Source organism: Polaromonas sp. P3_B4 (assembly GCF_056402835.1).
Genome location: NZ_JBFUGQ010000001.1, coordinates 1 through 15,503 on the forward strand (window position 1 = coordinate 1; position 15,503 = coordinate 15,503).

At 61.7% G+C, this 15,503-nt stretch carries 13 protein-coding genes; 9 read left to right on the top strand and 4 right to left on the bottom strand.

Annotation, left to right across the window (positions count from 1 at the left end):
* Positions 1-620 precede the first annotated feature (620 nt).
* Positions 621-1,052: a group II truncated hemoglobin gene (locus tag AC1DVV_RS00005; protein ID WP_477666112.1), complete on the top strand. Its 432-nt coding sequence runs from the start codon at positions 621-623 to the stop codon at positions 1,050-1,052.
* A 98-nt stretch (positions 1,053-1,150) separates the two neighbouring features.
* On the opposite strand, the gene AC1DVV_RS00010 is transcribed toward AC1DVV_RS00005, so the two are convergent.
* Both AC1DVV_RS00010 and AC1DVV_RS00015 read right to left on the bottom strand, forming a co-directional pair.
* Positions 1,151-1,489 (bottom strand): hypothetical protein, encoded by a 339-nt coding sequence (locus AC1DVV_RS00010; RefSeq protein ID WP_477669767.1) that lies wholly within the window; start codon positions 1,487-1,489, stop codon positions 1,151-1,153.
* Positions 1,490-1,717: 228 nt separating this feature from the next.
* Positions 1,718-2,617: a LysR family transcriptional regulator gene (locus AC1DVV_RS00015; protein ID WP_477702590.1), complete on the bottom strand. Its 900-nt coding sequence runs from the start codon at positions 2,615-2,617 to the stop codon at positions 1,718-1,720.
* Between the two features lie 101 nt (positions 2,618-2,718).
* Between AC1DVV_RS00015 and AC1DVV_RS00020 the strand changes: the two genes are divergently transcribed.
* The 4 genes from AC1DVV_RS00020 (at position 2,719) to AC1DVV_RS00035 (ending at position 6,077) form a co-directional block, all read left to right on the top strand.
* Positions 2,719-3,594, top strand: a complete 876-nt coding sequence (locus AC1DVV_RS00020) for an SDR family oxidoreductase (protein ID WP_477702589.1) — start codon at positions 2,719-2,721, stop codon at positions 3,592-3,594.
* 40 nt (positions 3,595-3,634) lie between these two features.
* Positions 3,635-4,108 carry an AtaL-like protein gene (locus AC1DVV_RS00025; protein WP_457279587.1) on the top strand — a complete coding sequence of 158 codons (474 nt, stop codon included), beginning with the start codon at positions 3,635-3,637 and terminating at the stop codon, positions 4,106-4,108.
* Positions 4,109-4,118: 10 nt separating this feature from the next.
* Positions 4,119-4,787, top strand: coding sequence for an NAD(P)-dependent oxidoreductase (locus tag AC1DVV_RS00030; protein ID WP_477702588.1), 669 nt, complete (start codon positions 4,119-4,121; stop codon positions 4,785-4,787).
* Between the two features lie 195 nt (positions 4,788-4,982).
* On the top strand, positions 4,983-6,077 hold the full coding sequence (locus AC1DVV_RS00035; protein ID WP_477702587.1) for a patatin-like phospholipase family protein: 1,095 nt from the start codon (positions 4,983-4,985) through the stop codon (positions 6,075-6,077).
* A 429-nt stretch (positions 6,078-6,506) separates the two neighbouring features.
* Here the strand turns inward: AC1DVV_RS00035 and AC1DVV_RS00040 are convergent, their stop codons facing one another.
* Positions 6,507-7,163, bottom strand: coding sequence for a Smr/MutS family protein (locus AC1DVV_RS00040; RefSeq protein ID WP_477702586.1), 657 nt, complete (start codon positions 7,161-7,163; stop codon positions 6,507-6,509).
* 177 nt (positions 7,164-7,340) lie between these two features.
* On the opposite strand from AC1DVV_RS00040, the gene AC1DVV_RS00045 reads away from it, so the two are divergent.
* Positions 7,341-10,868 (top strand): tetratricopeptide repeat protein, encoded by a 3,528-nt coding sequence (locus AC1DVV_RS00045; protein ID WP_477666117.1) that lies wholly within the window; start codon positions 7,341-7,343, stop codon positions 10,866-10,868.
* A gap of 15 nt (positions 10,869-10,883) precedes the next feature.
* Here the strand turns inward: AC1DVV_RS00045 and radC are convergent, their stop codons facing one another.
* Positions 10,884-11,558, bottom strand: coding sequence for a RadC family protein (gene radC, locus AC1DVV_RS00050; RefSeq protein ID WP_477666118.1), 675 nt, complete (start codon positions 11,556-11,558; stop codon positions 10,884-10,886).
* A 323-nt stretch (positions 11,559-11,881) separates the two neighbouring features.
* Between radC and AC1DVV_RS00055 the strand changes: the two genes are divergently transcribed.
* The 3 genes from AC1DVV_RS00055 to AC1DVV_RS00065 all read left to right on the top strand — a co-directional run bounded on the left by AC1DVV_RS00055 (position 11,882) and on the right by AC1DVV_RS00065 (position 15,500).
* Complete coding sequence (locus tag AC1DVV_RS00055) at positions 11,882-13,504, top strand: ABC transporter substrate-binding protein (RefSeq protein WP_477702592.1); 1,623 nt, start codon at positions 11,882-11,884, stop codon at positions 13,502-13,504.
* A 119-nt stretch (positions 13,505-13,623) separates the two neighbouring features.
* Positions 13,624-14,577, top strand: coding sequence for an ABC transporter permease (locus AC1DVV_RS00060; RefSeq protein WP_457279581.1), 954 nt, complete (start codon positions 13,624-13,626; stop codon positions 14,575-14,577).
* Positions 14,578-14,579: 2 nt separating this feature from the next.
* The gene (locus tag AC1DVV_RS00065; RefSeq protein WP_477702585.1) at positions 14,580-15,500 is read left to right on the top strand and encodes an ABC transporter permease; all 921 of its coding nucleotides are present in this window, start codon (positions 14,580-14,582) and stop codon (positions 15,498-15,500) included.
* Positions 15,501-15,503 lie beyond the last annotated feature (3 nt).

Below are 15,503 nucleotides of genomic sequence, written 5' to 3' on the forward strand. Positions count from 1 at the left end.
ATGCAACTCACTTTCTTTTGCTTCGCCAAAAGAAAGTAAGCAAAGAAAAGGCGACCCTGGTTCCTGCGTCCCTGCGCTTCGCTACGGGCAACCTGCGGTGCTCGGTCCAGCCGGGGTCAAAAACAACTCGCCTTCGGCTCAAACAAGTTTTTGCCCTGATCCGTCTGAACCTCCGCTCCTCGGCGCATCCACAAGGGCCAATCGGGAGCGGGGACAAAAATACAAAACCAACACAAATACCAACAAGGACTCGCCACGGCGAGTCCTTGTTTCTTCAGGCATTCGGATTCCTGTCTTCGGCTGTTGGGTATTCCCTCTCCCCATCCCTTCTGTCTGCGCCGAGGAGCACAGGTTCAGGCGGATCAGGGATCGCGATTGTCTGAGCCGAAGGCGAGTTCGAGCGAGACCCCGCCTGAACCGAGCACCGCAGGTTGCCCGAAGCGAAGCGCAGGGACGCAGACAGCAGGGTCGCCTTTTCTTTTGGCGAAGCAAAAGAAAAGTGAGTAGCCGCCGGGCTACCCCCGGCCAGCAGCTCTCAGAAGAAGACGCATAGCCGGAGCGAGAACCGGCCAATGACCCCTCTCAACCAACCCCAAACCCCAACATTCGATAATCCAAAGATGCAGATAGAAGAAAAGCCCCCAGGAAACCCTCCCTTCGAAACTCCCTACGCCTGGATAGGCGGCGAAGAGCGCGTCAAGGCATTGGTCGAGCGCTTCTACGACCTGATGGACCTGGAGCCCGGCTACACAGCCCTGCGCGCCGCGCACGGCAGCACCCTGGACAACGCCCGCCAGCGCCTCTTCTGGTTTTTATGCGGCTGGCTGGGCGGGCCGCAGTACTACACCGACCGCTTCGGCCACCCGCGCCTGCGCATGCGCCACATGCCGCAGCAAACCGGCGGCGGCTCGATCGGCATTGCCGAGCGTGACCAGTGGCTGGCGTGCATGGACCAGGCCATGCGTGAAACCGGTGTTGATGAAGCGCTGCGCACGCGGCTCAATGCGTCGTTTTTCCAGACGGCCGACTGGATGCGCAACAGGGGCGAGTGATGATGCAGCGCCCCGGTGCAATGCTGGGTCACTGAATGCTATCAAAAATATAGCTGCTAGCGCCCGACTGCAAAGGGATGTGGCCGGTATTGATCCCGCTAGATAGCGTATCGGCGCCGGCCGTGAGGCAGCACGTTGTGAAGCCACATGCGCTCACGAATGTGCGCCCGTAGCGAGTTGGCCGACAAATCATCCGGATGATCCTCACCGCGATTGCGCGGGGCTTCTGCTGCCTTGGCGGGTTCGGGTTGCCTGTCTTTCTGGATGAAGTTGGTTTCCCTGAGCACATGGCCGCGCACAAAATCTCCCTGCCCGTCAATTTCGTCATACCAGTACACCGACGTCACGTGGGTTTCACTGGCTTCCACCTTGATGTCCCTCTGGACGATCCGGTGGCCATCTTCAATGCCAAGTTTTTTCCTGTGCAGCGCATTCATCCAGACAACTCCTCTTTGTTTTTAGTAAGGCGACTCTAACGAGATGTGACGCATTGCGCGGATGCCCCTGGCAACTAAAGAAGAGGTCGGCGCCATATTCCACGCGCCAGTGGCCTGAGGCCAACGGAAATGAGCATTCGTTCACATCCATGGCGGCCGTTCGCGCCGGCCGCCGTGAGCGAGCTGTTCGGCTCGCCCGACATCAGGCACCGGACATTGATGCGGCGCTCACATTCCGATGTAGTCCGCCAACTCCTCCGGTGATCCGTTGGGAAAGGCGTCCTTCAGGCAGTCCAGGAAAGCGGATACGCGGGCGCTCAGCAGGCGGCGTGATGGATAGAGCGCCCAGAGGGCAATCTCAGGCCCTTTCACGTCGCCCCAATGGACCAGGGTTCCGGCTGCGAGATCGTGGGAGATCAGCGAAAGGGGAATACGCGCCGCCCCGACATTTGCCCGGACTGCGTCGCGGACCATGAACAGCGATGACAGGCGCAGGACGGGGTCCACCGCAAACCGTTGTTCACCGTCTGGCCCCGTCATTTCCCAGGGTTCATTCGGGTTTCCTGCCCCGCCTGCCCGCATCACGACGGGAACAGGCGCCTTGCCTGATGGGCGGTTCAGGTCAGGGCTGGCCACCACAACCAGGCGGTCCCGCAAGAAAATCCGCCCCACCAGGTTTTCGTCCGGGTCGGGGTTGACGCGGATCACCAGGTCGTAGCCCTCTTCCACCATATCGACCGGGCGATCTTCAGGGATGACTTCGAGCCGGACCTCGCGATGCTTCAGCGCGAACCGGGCGGCGAGCTTGCCCATGGCGGCTTGCGAGAAGAGAAGTGGCGCACTTACCCTCAATGTGCCTCGCGGCGTCTCACCGCCGGAGGTGATCGTGGCGACCGTCTCGTCGAGTTCGGCCAGCAAAACAGAGGTCCTTTCGTACAGTGAGCGGCCCTCCTCGGTGAGCTTGAGGGTCCGCGCCCCCCGCTCGAAGAGACGCAGGTTGAGGCCGCTCTCTAGGTCGGCCACCCGCCGTGACAGGGTCGCCTTGGGCCGCCCGGATTCGCGGGCGGCCCGCCCAAAGCCGCCATGCCGGGCCACGAGGTTGAAGTCTGCAAGGGCAAGCAAGTCCATATGTTCCACCAGTGAGACGAAGTGTCTAAATATAACGGCTATCGGATACTGAGTGGATCAACCAAGATTGAGGCTCCTTCAACACACAACGGAGTAATTTCATGACCATCCTCATTACTGGCGCAACTGGCAACGTCGGCCGCCAGGTTATCCAGCAGCTCGTCCAGCGTGGCGCCAAAGTGCGCGCACTGGTCCGCGATCCGGCAAAGGCGAACTTCCCGGCCGGCGTCGAAGTCGTTCCAGGCGACCTGCTCGACGTGGCGGCACTGCGGAGCGCGTTCACAGGCGTGTCCACCCTGTTCCTGCTCAACGCCGTGGTCCCCGACGAGTTCACCCAGGCCCTGCTCACGCTCAATCTGGCGCGTGAAGCCGGCGTCGAGCGCGTCGTCTATCTCTCCGTGATCCACAGCGACCGCTACCTGAACGTTCCCCACTTCGCGGGCAAATTCGGTGTCGAGCGGATGCTCGAAGAGATGGGTTTCGCCGCCACCATCCTGCGCCCCGCCTACTTCATGAACAACGACCTCACCGTCAAGGACGTGGTCACCGGTTACGGCGTCTATCCCATGCCCATCGGCAGCAAGGGCCTGGCCATGATCGACGCGCGGGACATCGGCGAGATCGCGGCGATCGAGCTGCTGCGCCGCGAGCAGGCGTCGAAACCGCTTCCGCTGGAGCGCATCAACCTCGTCGGCCCCGACACGCTGACAGGCGATGATGTCGCCGCCATCTGGTCAACTGTGCTGGACCGCCCGATCACCTATGGCGGAGACGACACCGCCGGCTTTGAGAAGAACCTGCTGAATTTCATGCCGCCCTGGATGGCGTACGACATGCGCCTCATGAGCGAGCGTTTCCTCACGGTGGGGATGGTTCCCGAATCGGGTGACGTCAAGCGCCTGACGACGCTCCTCGGGCGCCCGCTGCGGTCCTACCGCGAGTTCGCTACCGAAATCGCCGCATCCGCATCGGCATAAGAGCCGGCGGTATAGCAAGCCACACCAAAGGAATACCACCATGATTTATTCAACCGCTACAGTGCCCGTCAATCCGCAAGGCGAAGTGAAGCTCACGCGTGCCCAGGCATGGGCCGGCCTGGTTCTCAAGGCGCGGGACGCGCGCCGCTTCCTGCCGCCAGATCTTTGCACGCGCTGCGAAGTCGTCGAGGAAAGCGCGACGCACATCGTCCGCGAAGCCACCATCGCCGGAGCCGACCTGCGCGAGATCATTGCCTTCGAGCCCGAAAGCAAGGTGACCTTCTTCCAGGCCACCGGCCCGCGCGAAGGCGCGGTCGTCAACGAGTTGTTCGAAGACGAATCCGGAGAGCTCCAGCTGCGCTTCTACGGTTATCTCGGCCTGCGCGGCAAGACGCCGGGCGGCCCCGAAGAGCAGGCCGAGCAAGCCTGGATGGACGGCGAGCAAGGCTACAAAAGCGCGCTCGTCTCGACGCTCAAGCGCACCCGTGAACTGCTCGCGCAGGGCGAACTTTAAAGGCCGGACCATGAACACACTGAACACTGCCGGCATCTCGCTTGCTCGCCCGAAGATTCTGGTTCTTGGCGCCACCGGCGGCACGGGCCGGCTGATCGTCAGGGAAGCGCTTGCACGGGGATTCGACGTTCGCGCGCTCGTGCGCTCCCCGCAGAAGGCGAGCGGTCTCAAGGGCGCCGAGATCATCATCGGCGATGCCCTTGACGAAAGTGCGCTGCGTGAGGCCCTGCGAGGTCGCGATGCCGTCGTGAGCGCCCTGGGCACACCGGTCAGCCCGCTGCGCGAGGTGACCGTTCTCTCCTCGGCGACGCGGGCGCTCGTGAGCGCCATGAAAGCGGAGCAGGTCTCGCGCCTTGTGTGCATCACTGGCATGGGCGCGGGCGACAGCGCCGGCCATGGCGGGTTCCTGTTCGACCGGCTGATCCATCCCGTTCTGTTGCGCAAGGTCTACGCCGACAAGAATCGGCAGGAGGCTGCCGTCCGCGCCAGCGGGCTGGACTGGGTTCTGGTGCGCCCTTCCGTGCTGAACGACAAGCCAGCGCGGCGCAAGATCCGTACCCTGACAGACTTGTCCGGTTTTCACGGAGGAACCATTGCGAGACAGGACGTCGCGGACTTCGTCCTGGACCAGGTGCAGGCGAATGACTGGCTGCACCGGTCCCCTCTGATATCTTGGTGACTGCCGCTCCCGGTCAAGGTCGGCAAAAGCTGGCACCAGCGGGCCGACTTGGACTCGCCGCAGGACTTGAGGCGGCAGGCATAGGAGAATCGGGGCCTGCTACCCATCCACGGCAAATAACATGCAACACGGCTTCTCCACAGCGATCACTGCGCATCGCCCGCTTCCTCTATATGTGCGCTGCAAGGCTGCGGCATGAAGCCGGTCTACCTGGCCCTTTCGGGCGGCGGCACGCGCGCCATGGTGTTTCACTGCGGCGTGCTGAGCTTCCTGGCGGAACACCAGGCGCTGGAGCGGGTCAGCAAGGTATCTACTGTTTCGGGCGGCAGCCTGCTGGTGGGCCTCTTGCTGCAGCTCAACGCGATGCGCTGGCCCGGCAGCAATGAATGCCTGGAGGTGCTGCTGCCGCGCGTGAAAACACTGCTGACCACCACAGACCTGCAGAACGCCGCCATGCGCGCCATGCTGCACCCGCGCAACTGGCGCTTTGCGCTGTCGCGTGCCAACGTGCTGGCATCGGCCATCGGCAGCACATGGGGCATCAACGCATTGATGGAAGATATTCCTGCTTCGCCGACCTGGGTGGTGAACGCTACCACCGCTGAAACCGGCAAACGCGCCAGCATCGAAGGCGACGCGCTGCGCGACTGGATGCTGGGCTCCACGCGCCTGAAGAAATTGCCGCTGCGTGACGCGATGGCCGTGTCGGCGGCTTTTCCGGGCTTGATCGGCCCTTATGTCCTGCCGACCGACAGCTTTGACTGGAAGCTGCCGATGTTCGCCTCCGGCGAAGACGCCCGGCCGGCCGAAGACCGCTTTGCCCGCATCCACCTCTACGACGGCGGTGTGTACGACAACCTCGGGCTGGAGCCGTTCTTTGACGCCGGCTTTGGCCCCAAGCCCAAAATCGACGGCGTGATCATCGCGTCTGACGCAGGCGCGCCCTTGCCGGTGGGTTTTGCGATGGGCCCCCTCAGCATCTTTCGTCTCAAGCACGTGGCCGACATCATGTCCGACCAGGTCCGCGCGCTGCGCGCCAGGGGGCTCATGGCCTACGCCGCGCGCGAGCCGGGTCGCGCCGCCTACCTGCGCATAGGCGCTACCGCCCGGGAGGTCGCCGAACGCGCCGGCGCCGACTGCCCGGCCGGCGAATGGCTGGACGCAAACAGCGTCAGGGCGGCCGCTGCCTACCCCACCTCACTGAAGAAAGTGCCGCTGCCGATGTATGAGCTTGTGTTCAGGCACGGTTATGAATGCGCCGCGGCTGGACGAGCGGGGTTCGGGCTTTGAACGGCTGGCGGCTGAACCGGGACTGGTTCGAGTATCTGACTTGCTATCAAAAATATAGCTGCTCGCGCAGATCCTGATTCGGATACAGACACTTTTTGTTTGTAAAAAGTGCCTTTTCGCGGCGTCAAACCGGGTTTTTGGTGTCCGCCAAGTAAAAAAAGCAGCCCCTCGAGGCCTTTTAGGGTGGATTTCAGGCATCAAATACGCCTCCCACCCAATCACATCATGCGCGAGCAGCTATTGAATTGATAGCGCTTGGGATGCCTGCGGAATCTGTCCAGCAGGTGCCGCGGGACCGGCTTTGCCGGACCGCAGGCGCCGTCCCCTGCAAGGGGAAAAGGCACTACACGTAGTGAGTGTCGATAGGGGTGTACTCAGTCTTTCAAGGGGAGATGGCGCTACACGCAGTGAGCGCCGACAGGGGTGTGCCTAGCCAGCTTCAAGCAACACCACCAGCGCCCCGGCGCCGCCCTCGGCCGGCCGCGCCTGCACAAATGCCAGCACCTCCTGCTTCTGGATCAGCCAGCTTTGCACCTTGCCTTTGAGCACCGGCGTCTTGCCGGGAGACCCCAGGCCCTTGCCGTGCACCACGCGCACACAGCGCCAGCCGACCTTGTGTGCGTCCCTGATGAAGTGAGCCAGCGCTTCACGCGCATCCTCGCGGCGCAGGCCATGCAGGTCAAGCTGGCCCTGGATGCTCCAGCCGCCGCGGCGCAGCTTGCGCACCACGTCAGGCCCCATGCCGGGCCGCCGAAAGCTCAGCGCTTCATCCGTGTCCAGCAGTGTTTCCACGTCGAACTCGTCCGAGATCGCTTCTCGCATCACCGCAAGTTCATCGCGTTGCTGCTGCACCGGGATGGGCGCTGCCTGCGCCACCGGCAACGCCGCCTTGTGGCCCGGCAGGTGTTTGGCCGGCAGGGCCTTGACGGGGCCGACCGCGCGCGAGAAGAGTTCTTTCTCGGCTTTGGCCCTGGCGGCTGCTGCCACGCGCGCGGCTTCCTGTTCTTTCTCAAGCTTCGCGCGGGCTTCGATGTCCCGCTTGACGGCCTTGAGGTCCTGCAGGCTTTTGAGTGCGGGCGCTTTCATGATGCTTACTTTATCGTAGTGCTTCAGTACTCACCGATGTAGATAAACCACGCGTCGGGTCATTCAGCGGCGGATCTGGCGATGGCTACGTTACGATGTTCCGCTAACTTGCTGAGCGGTATCAGGTCATCGACGCACGTTCTGCCAGATCCGGATTTTGAATTGAGGGAGAGAAAAATGAAACGGTCTACCGCCGTGCTTTGCGGAGTTCTGTTGCTCTGCAGTGGTGTATTGGCTGTCAGTAAGGTTCAGGCATTTCGCACCGAGGCCGCCGCGGAGGAGGAGAGGGCGAAACGGGAGGCCTCTGCGGCAAAGGCTCGAGCGGACATCCAGAACAAGATCGCGATGGAACGGTCTTTTGAAGATACTGCAATGGCCCGCTTCCTGCCGCCGCGCTATTCACCGCAGGCTTCCGATTGGCAGGGCAAGGAAAAGCTTTTCTACGGTCAGGTGTTGTCTGGCGGAAAGTTTGATGTGCTGGTTGTACCGTTCCAGGTTTGGGGCTGGGGTGTCGACAGGGCAAGCCGGTCCATCATGACTGCGGAACTCGCTGCGGGCGTCGCCCAATCGCAGAAAGTGAAAATTCCCGACCCCTATCTGGTGGCAAAAGCACTTGGTGAGGGGCAGCGCCACCTCAAGCAGGAGGAAATCTACAAGCTTGCCGATGCCGTGGGGGCAAAGCGCATTGTCTGGGGTTACGCCGGGCACGACCGGAAAGGAAAAATGGCGATCGCCATCCGGACCCAGGACTACACGGGCACTGCGCGCAATGGCGCTGTTTGGGCTGCTCCGGTGGAAACCAAAAAATTTGAAAATATCCCTTTTGGGGATGAAATTCCGGCCGTCGAGGCCTACGAATCCGTGTTGCCGGAAATCCTCAAGGCGGCAGGCGCCAACCCTTCCTCGCCTCTTTATGAAAAGACAGTCAGCAGCCTGGAACTGGAAGCGCTGCCGGCATCTCCGTTCGGCTTGGTGGCACCGTCTGGCAACCCGGCGCAGGATGCATACGCTTTCCTGGTGTACAGCGCACTGGCGCCCACAACCAACGAAAGAACGAAAGAGATATTTGCTGAAAAGGCGCATCTGGCGCTTTTGGGCCTGTCGCCGCAATCACCCGACTACCGGGCGCTCAGGGCGAGGACCTACATGGCACTGGGTCTGCGCATGGCTGCCATCAAGGCACTGGGCGATGTGCAGACCGTCGAGGAAAAAGAATTGCTTGCCGCCCTGAACGGAAATATCCTGGACGTGCGTGCAATGGCGGCGCTTGAAAAGAATCCCTTAAAACGCTTGCTGCAAAAGATCGATGAGAACAGGATCGCTACCGCCTACGGCACGATGACAACCAAAAAGGCAGGCGCCGAAGTGGCAGCGTTGAAGCTGCCCGGAACGATATGGCCGTTCATCGTGACGCGGGTTTTTGTAGAAACAGAACCGTGGGTTCAGAACGAGAATGCTTCCCTGAAAATGCTTCTTGACTATGAGTTGCCGGTCAAGGGGTATGCAATGGCGGACATGGCACGCGCGGCATTGCCACTTGCTGACCCCGACAAGGTTCAGACCATGGTGGATCTGTCGGTGTTTCATCACGGCCGCAAGTTCATCGAGGCCAATGCGGCCAGTTTGTGCTGCGGGCCCGCACCCGGCAAGCCGGGCCCGTTTGACTATCTGGACTTGCTCGAGAGTATTGGCCATGACAACCTGATGAACCGCATCAATTTCCTGTCCAACGTCCAGGGCATTCCGAACAAGGCCCTGATCTTTGCGAACAGCATTGACGCAATCTACAAGGGTTACCCGTCCTACGCGTATGAGCGCTCAAGAGCGGAGGCGAAGCTCGCCGGAAAGTCCACTGGAGCCGAAAGAGAGCAGTTGGTCAAGGCCGCGCACCAAAACGCGTTCGATGCAGCCTACTGGGAGCAAGGCCAGTCGCTCACCGCATTACGGGCCTTGAATCATTTCAATGCTGACGGCGGTCAGTACTACGGACCTTATAACAATCTTTACTATGCCGATGTGCCATTCCGTCCTTATTACTGGACCTGGGCAGACGGCGGTAAATTGGAGATAAGTATTGAAAACGAAATTGCCGCTTTGAAGAGTGCCACTTGGGAAATCGGAACCTTCACGGAGCTGCACGGGACGTACCGTCATTTTTTCCCCGACCAGGGGCGGGACACCGATCTTTTAGCGTCAATCAACGGGCGTTTCGTCGGCTCCCCGCAACTCAATAGCATCCTCGGCGCCGAGGCCAGGAGGCAGGGGGACACCGCGAAAGCGCAGGCTTACTATCGCGACAACCTCAAGCTTGCACCCACGCGGTGGACTTCCTATAGCGATTTGGCATGGATGCTGTTCGCGGCGGGTGACGTCAAAGCTGCCGCCAAGATGTTTCATTCTTACGAGGGCTTCAAGAAAGGGTCCGAAGACGGCCGGGTTGCGACCGCAAACCTTGCTTTCGAGGCAGGGTCGTATTTTTACTGGGCGGGTTATTTCGACCTTGCCAGGCCGTTCTATCAAATCGCCGTCTCTCAGGGATCGGGATCGTCCGGCGAAATCACGAGCGATACGCGTCTGAAGCTTCTTGCCGGCGATCTGCAGGGGGCGATGGCCAGCACCTTGCGGCGTGCCCAGCGTTACCAGGAGTCGTATGCCCACCGGGACTATCTGGGGCTTCTTCACGCAAGTGGCCATTCCAGGGAGGCCTGGGCCGGTTTTGAAATGCTGGCGAAACAAAGCCGCGCTCCTCACATTTGGGAGTCCGCGCTGGTCGGGCATCACATCTCCGGTCTGCCTGAAGCGGAGGTCGTGAGTTGGGCGCAACAGGGGAAATTCGGGGGCACAGTGGAGGGTACGATCGCCGCAACCGTTCACCTTGTGCGTTTTGCAACCACGGACCGCACGCCTTCCAGCAGCTTGTCTCAGGCGGTAGACGCACTGGATCTGCAGCGATGGAAAGTGCCCGGACACCCCAATCCGATTTGGGAAGGACATCCGGTCGCGCAGAAAGCTCCTGTGAAACAGCATGTGAAATCCATGCATGCGTATTTTGTGGAAGCTTACCGGGCCATCAAACTCAAGGACTTTGCCGGTGCGAAGGCAATCTTCTCCGAGTCGGCAACGTTTTACGACCTGACCGATTACCAGGTCAATTCAACGTTGACCTGCTATTTTCCTTACTACGCTTATGCGGCTGTCAAGGCGGGAGACACCTCAATTATTGAGAAGATGGTAAGCGGCACCAAGGCCTCCAGGCAAGACTTTGACTACCAGCTGACCATGGCGATTCTTGCCGCAGCATCCGGCAAAAACGAAGAAGCACTGCAATTCCTTCAACGCGCGCGGCAACTGCGGCCGCACACTGAGAAAAGGGCCTTGCTGACGCAGTACACCTTTGGAGAGATTTCCGAACTGGTGGCGGAAATGACCGGCAGCAGCAAGATCAGGGCCTTGACGCTGGAGTGGGCCCAGAAGAGCCAGAAGTTCGAACCCTGGCAATCCTGGGCTTATGCACTGGAAGCCAGGTTGACGAGGAACCCTGCCGAGCGCAGGCGGGCCTTGGCGATGCTGTTTTATCTCGACCCCAAATCGGAGGGCCTGTCCGCGTTCGGGCAACCCGAAATCGATGCCGCTGTGAAGGCATTCGGGAAGTCCAACCCCTTTCTCTCCATCAATCCGGAAATTGTAAAAAAAGAGGCAATCTAGAAAGCGTTCCGACTTCTACAGCAAGCCCAGCTCGGCCATCGACACTGCCTGGGAACTTGTCACCACAAAATGGTCCAGCACACGCACATCGACCAGCGCGAGGGCTGACTTGAGCGTTTGCGTCAGCGCCTCGTCGGCGCGTGAAGGTCTGGCGGTGCCGCTGGGGTGGTTGTGGGCCAGCACCACACTGGCGGCGTTGAGCGCCAGGGCGCGCACCACTACCTCGCGCGGGTAGACGGACGTTTGTGTCAGCGTTCCGCGAAACAGCTCTTCGAGAACGATCAGCCGGTGCTGGCTGTCGAGGAACAGCACCGCAAAAATCTCGTGCGGCCGGCTGCCCAGCTGCAGCTGCAAATAGTCGCGCACGGCCTGCGGCGTGTCAAAGAGCGTTTTTTCACGGAGCTTTTCGGCAAGCGCCCGCCGGGAAAGTTCCAGCACCGCGACCAGTTCGGCGCGTTTGGCCGGGCCCAGACCCTTGATGCTTTTGAGCGCTTCGGGGCCGGTGTGCAGCAGCCCGGCCACGCCGCCAAAGGTGTCGACCAGCTCCTGCCCCATCTGCAGCGCATTCTTGCCGGGCAGGCCGGTGCGCAGCAGCAGGGCCAGCAGCTCGGCATCGCTGAGCGCGCCGGGGCCGCGGGCCAGCAGTTTTTCGCGGGGGCGGGCGTCCTCTGGGAGGTCTTTGAGAAGCATGGAAGAAAAAGCCGGTGAAAGGGGTGAGGGGAAAGAACCACCAAAAGCAGTGCGGACCCGGACGGGTTCCCTTGCTCTGGACGGGAACAGTTTACAAACAGTTGCCGTCCCCCCACGAATGCCATGCCACGCGAGACGGTTCGCGAGATTTTGAAGCGATGCACCAAGGCAGTGACGCATGCACTGCGGCGGAGCTCACCTTGCAAGCATCGGCGCTGAAACCATTGGCATATTCCTTGCGGGCATATCCTTATTTACAGGAGTGCTCCATGAAAGTTATCGGGTCCCGTCTGTCTCTGATCTGGCTGCGCGCGCCGGTGTCCATGGCCCTGCTTGCCGCCGCCTCGCTGGCTGCCACCGGCCTGCATGCACAGGAAAAAGTACTGCGCATCGCCATGACGGCGGCCGACATTCCGCGCACCTTGGGCCAGCCCGACCAGGGCTTTGAAGGCAACCGTTTTACCGGCATCCCGATTTACGATTCGCTGACCCAATGGGATCTCTCGAAGGCCGACGCGCCGAGCGTGCTGATTCCCGCGCTTGCCACTTCCTGGGCCGTGGATGCCAAGGACAAGACCAAGTGGGTCTTCAAGCTGCGCCCCGGCGTCAAGTTCCACGACGGTTCAGCCTTTAATGCCGATGCCGTGATCTGGAACGTGCAGAAGGTGCTCGATAAGGACGCCCCGCAGTTCGACCCCAGCCAGGTCGGTGTGACCGCTTCGCGCATGCCGACCCTGCGCACCGCCCGCAAGATCGACGACATGACGGTCGAACTCACCACGAGCGAGGCCGACTCCTTCCTGCCGATCAACCTCACGAATCTGTTCATGGCCTCGCCGGCGCATTGGTCCGCCAAGCTCGCGGCCGTGCCGGCCGGCGTCACCGTACCCGCTGACCGCGCCAAGGCGGCCTGGACGGCTTTCGCCGCCGATCCGGCCGGCTCTGGCCCCTTCAAGGTCACGCGCTTCGTGGCGCGTGAGCGCCTTGAGCTGGCCGCCAACAAGGCCTACTGGGACGCCAAACGCGTGCCCAGGATCGACAAGGTCGTGATGCTGCCCATGCCCGAAGCCAATGCGCGCACCGCGGCGCTGCTGGGCGGGCAGGTCGACTGGATCGAGGCTCCCGCACCTGATGCGATGGCGCAGATCACGCAGCGCGGCTTCAAGATCTATTCCAACGCCCAGCCGCACGTGTGGCCGTGGCAGCTGTCATTCGCCGAAGGCTCGCCCTGGCTCGACAGGCGCGTGCGCCAGGCGGCCAACCTTTGCGTGGATCGCGGGGGCATCAAGCAACTGCTGGGCGGCATGATGGCCGAACCCAAGGGCACGGTGGCGCCCGGACACCCATGGTGGGGCAACCCCAAGTTCGACATCAAGTACGACGTGAAGGCAGCCCAGGCGCTGATGACGCAGGCGGGTTTTTCGGCCGCCAAGCCGCTCAAGGTCAAGGTGCAGATTTCCGCCTCAGGCTCGGGCCAGATGCAGCCGCTGCCGATGAACGAGTTTGCGCAGCAGTCGCTCAAGCAATGCTTTTTTGACGTGCAGTTCGACGTGATCGAGTGGAACACGCTGTTCACCAACTGGCGCAAGGGCGCGAAAGACCCGTCGGCCAATGGCGCCAATGCGGTCAACATCAGTTTCGCGGCGATGGACCCGTTCTTTGCCATGGTGCGTTTCGTGAGCACCAAGGCCTTCCCGCCGGTGTCCAACAACTGGGGCTACTACGGCAACGCCGATATCGACAAGCTGGTGGCCGATGCGCGTACCAGCTTCGACGAGAAGTCGCGCGACGCCGCGCTGGCCAAGCTGCACGCCCACATCGTGGACGACGCCCCCTTTGTCTGGATTGCGCACGACGTCGGTCCGCGTGCGCTGTCGGCCAGGATCAAGAACGTGGTGCAGCCCAAGAGCTGGTTCATCGACATTGCCACCATGACGATGGACTGATCACGGTGGAAAAGCCCATTCTCCGCTGAGGAAGGGCTTCTTTTATCGCTCTCGCTTCCTCGTTTTTTCGCTTTCCCGTTCTCTCGTTCCTTATTCGAGCCAGCTTTCAACGCCAGCCCATGCTTGCCTACTTCCTGCGTCGTGTTATCTACGCCTTGCCGATCATGGTCGGCGTGGCACTCGTGTGTTTTCTTCTGGTGCATCTCGCGCCTGGCGATCCGCTGGTGTCCATCCTGCCGCCGGACGCATCGGCCGACCTGCAGGCGCAACTGCGCGAGCTCTATGGCTTTAACCGCTCGCTGCCCGAGCAGTTCGCGATGTGGGTATGGCGCGCCATGCACGGCGACCTGGGCGTGTCGATCGCGAGCAACCGTGCGGTTGCCGGCGAGGTCATGACCGCGGTCGGCAATACGCTGCGCCTGGCGGTGGTGGCCACTTTCATCGGCTTTGTGCTGGGCTGCCTGTTCGGTTTTGTGGCCGGCTACTTCCGCAACTCCTGGGTCGACCGGCTGGCCTCGATGCTGTCGGTGCTGGGCGTGAGTGTGCCGCACTACTGGCTGGGCATGGTGATGGTGATCGTCTTCAGCTCGCAGCTGATGCTGTTGCCGGCCACAGGCGCCGGCCCGGGTGGATCGAGCGACTGGGCCTGGGACTGGGAGCACATCCAGTTCCTGGTCCTGCCGGCGATCACGATGTCGGTGATCCCGATGGGCATCATCGCGCGCACGGTGCGTGCGCTGGTGGCCGACATTCTTGACCAGGAATTCATCGTCGGCCTGCGCGCCAAGGGCCTCACGCACTTCGGCGTGTTCCGCCACATGGTGAAAAACGCCGCCCCCACGGCGCTGGCCGTGATGGGCCTGCAACTGGGTTACCTGCTGGGCGGCTCCATCCTGATCGAGACCGTGTTTTCCTGGCCGGGCACCGGCTTTCTTCTGAACTCCGCCATCTTCCAGCGTGACCTGCCGCTCCTGCAAGGGACGATTCTGGTGCTGGCGCTGTTCTTCGTGGTGCTGAACCTGCTGGTCGATGTGCTGCAAACGTTGCTGGACCCCCGCATCGCCAGGGCATGACCATGAGCACCGTGACCGCCACTTCCAGCGCATCCAGCGCCTCCACTGCTGCCGTCGATGTGAAGCCGCTGCCCATGCAGCGTTCTCGCGGCTACTGGGCCTCGGCCATGCTGCGCTTCACGCGCGACCCGGTCGCAATGGCCGCTGCTTTTGTGGTGCTGCTGCTGATCAGCCTGGCGGTGTTCGGCCCATGGCTCGCGCCGGCAGATCCCTACGCCTCGTCAATGCTCAAGCGGCTCAAGCCGATCGGCACCGAAGGCCTGCCGCTGGGCAGTGACGAACTCGGCCGCGACATGCTTTCCCGCCTGATCGTGGGCGCACGGCTCTCGCTTTTCATCGGTATCACGCCCGTGGTCTGTGCCTTTGCCGTCGGCTCGACGATCGGCATCCTGGCCGGCTACGCAGGCGGATTCGTCAACACCGCCATCATGCGCACCATCGATGTGTTTTATGCCTTTCCGTCAGTGTTGCTGGCCATTGCACTGTCCGGCGTGCTGGGCGCGGGCATCGTCAACTCCCTGATTTCGCTGACCATCGTGTTTATTCCGCAGATTGCGCGGGTGGCCGAAAGCGTGACCACGCAGGTGCGTAACCGCGACTATGTGGAGGCGGCCAGGGCCTCGGGTGCCGGCCCTTTCACCATCGTGCGGGTGCATGTTCTGGGTAATGTGCTGGGGCCGATTTTTGTTTACGCCACCAGCCTGATCGCGGTCTCCATGATCCTCGCCTCTGGCCTGTCTTTCCTTGGGCTCGGCGTGAAACCGCCGGAGCCGGAGTGGGGCCTGATGCTCAACACGCTGCGCACCGCGATCTACGTGCAGCCCTGGGTCGCGGCACTGCCCGGGGCGATGATCTTCATCACCTCCATCTCATTCAACATCCTGTCCGATGGTCTGCGCTCCGCCATGGACAACAAGGGCTGAAAC

What these genes read in the sequence shown, in the direction of transcription:
- AC1DVV_RS00035 (WP_477702587.1), top strand. Translation starts at nt 4,983, where the DNA reads ATGAAGCCGGTCTACCTGGCCCTTTCGGGCGGCGGCACGCGCGCCATG.
- radC (WP_477666118.1), bottom strand. Translation starts at nt 11,558, where the DNA reads ATGCTTCTCAAAGACCTCCCAGAGGACGCCCGCCCCCGCGAAAAACTG.
- AC1DVV_RS00010 (WP_477669767.1), bottom strand. Translation starts at nt 1,489, where the DNA reads ATGAATGCGCTGCACAGGAAAAAACTTGGCATTGAAGATGGCCACCGG.
- AC1DVV_RS00030 (WP_477702588.1), top strand. Translation starts at nt 4,119, where the DNA reads ATGAACACACTGAACACTGCCGGCATCTCGCTTGCTCGCCCGAAGATT.
- AC1DVV_RS00015 (WP_477702590.1), bottom strand. Translation starts at nt 2,617, where the DNA reads ATGGACTTGCTTGCCCTTGCAGACTTCAACCTCGTGGCCCGGCATGGC.
- AC1DVV_RS00065 (WP_477702585.1), top strand. Translation starts at nt 14,580, where the DNA reads ATGAGCACCGTGACCGCCACTTCCAGCGCATCCAGCGCCTCCACTGCT.
- AC1DVV_RS00055 (WP_477702592.1), top strand. Translation starts at nt 11,882, where the DNA reads ATGGCCCTGCTTGCCGCCGCCTCGCTGGCTGCCACCGGCCTGCATGCA.
- AC1DVV_RS00020 (WP_477702589.1), top strand. Translation starts at nt 2,719, where the DNA reads ATGACCATCCTCATTACTGGCGCAACTGGCAACGTCGGCCGCCAGGTT.
- AC1DVV_RS00025 (WP_457279587.1), top strand. Translation starts at nt 3,635, where the DNA reads ATGATTTATTCAACCGCTACAGTGCCCGTCAATCCGCAAGGCGAAGTG.
- AC1DVV_RS00045 (WP_477666117.1), top strand. Translation starts at nt 7,341, where the DNA reads ATGAAACGGTCTACCGCCGTGCTTTGCGGAGTTCTGTTGCTCTGCAGT.
- AC1DVV_RS00040 (WP_477702586.1), bottom strand. Translation starts at nt 7,163, where the DNA reads ATGAAAGCGCCCGCACTCAAAAGCCTGCAGGACCTCAAGGCCGTCAAG.
- AC1DVV_RS00060 (WP_457279581.1), top strand. Translation starts at nt 13,624, where the DNA reads ATGCTTGCCTACTTCCTGCGTCGTGTTATCTACGCCTTGCCGATCATG.
- AC1DVV_RS00005 (WP_477666112.1), top strand. Translation starts at nt 621, where the DNA reads ATGCAGATAGAAGAAAAGCCCCCAGGAAACCCTCCCTTCGAAACTCCC.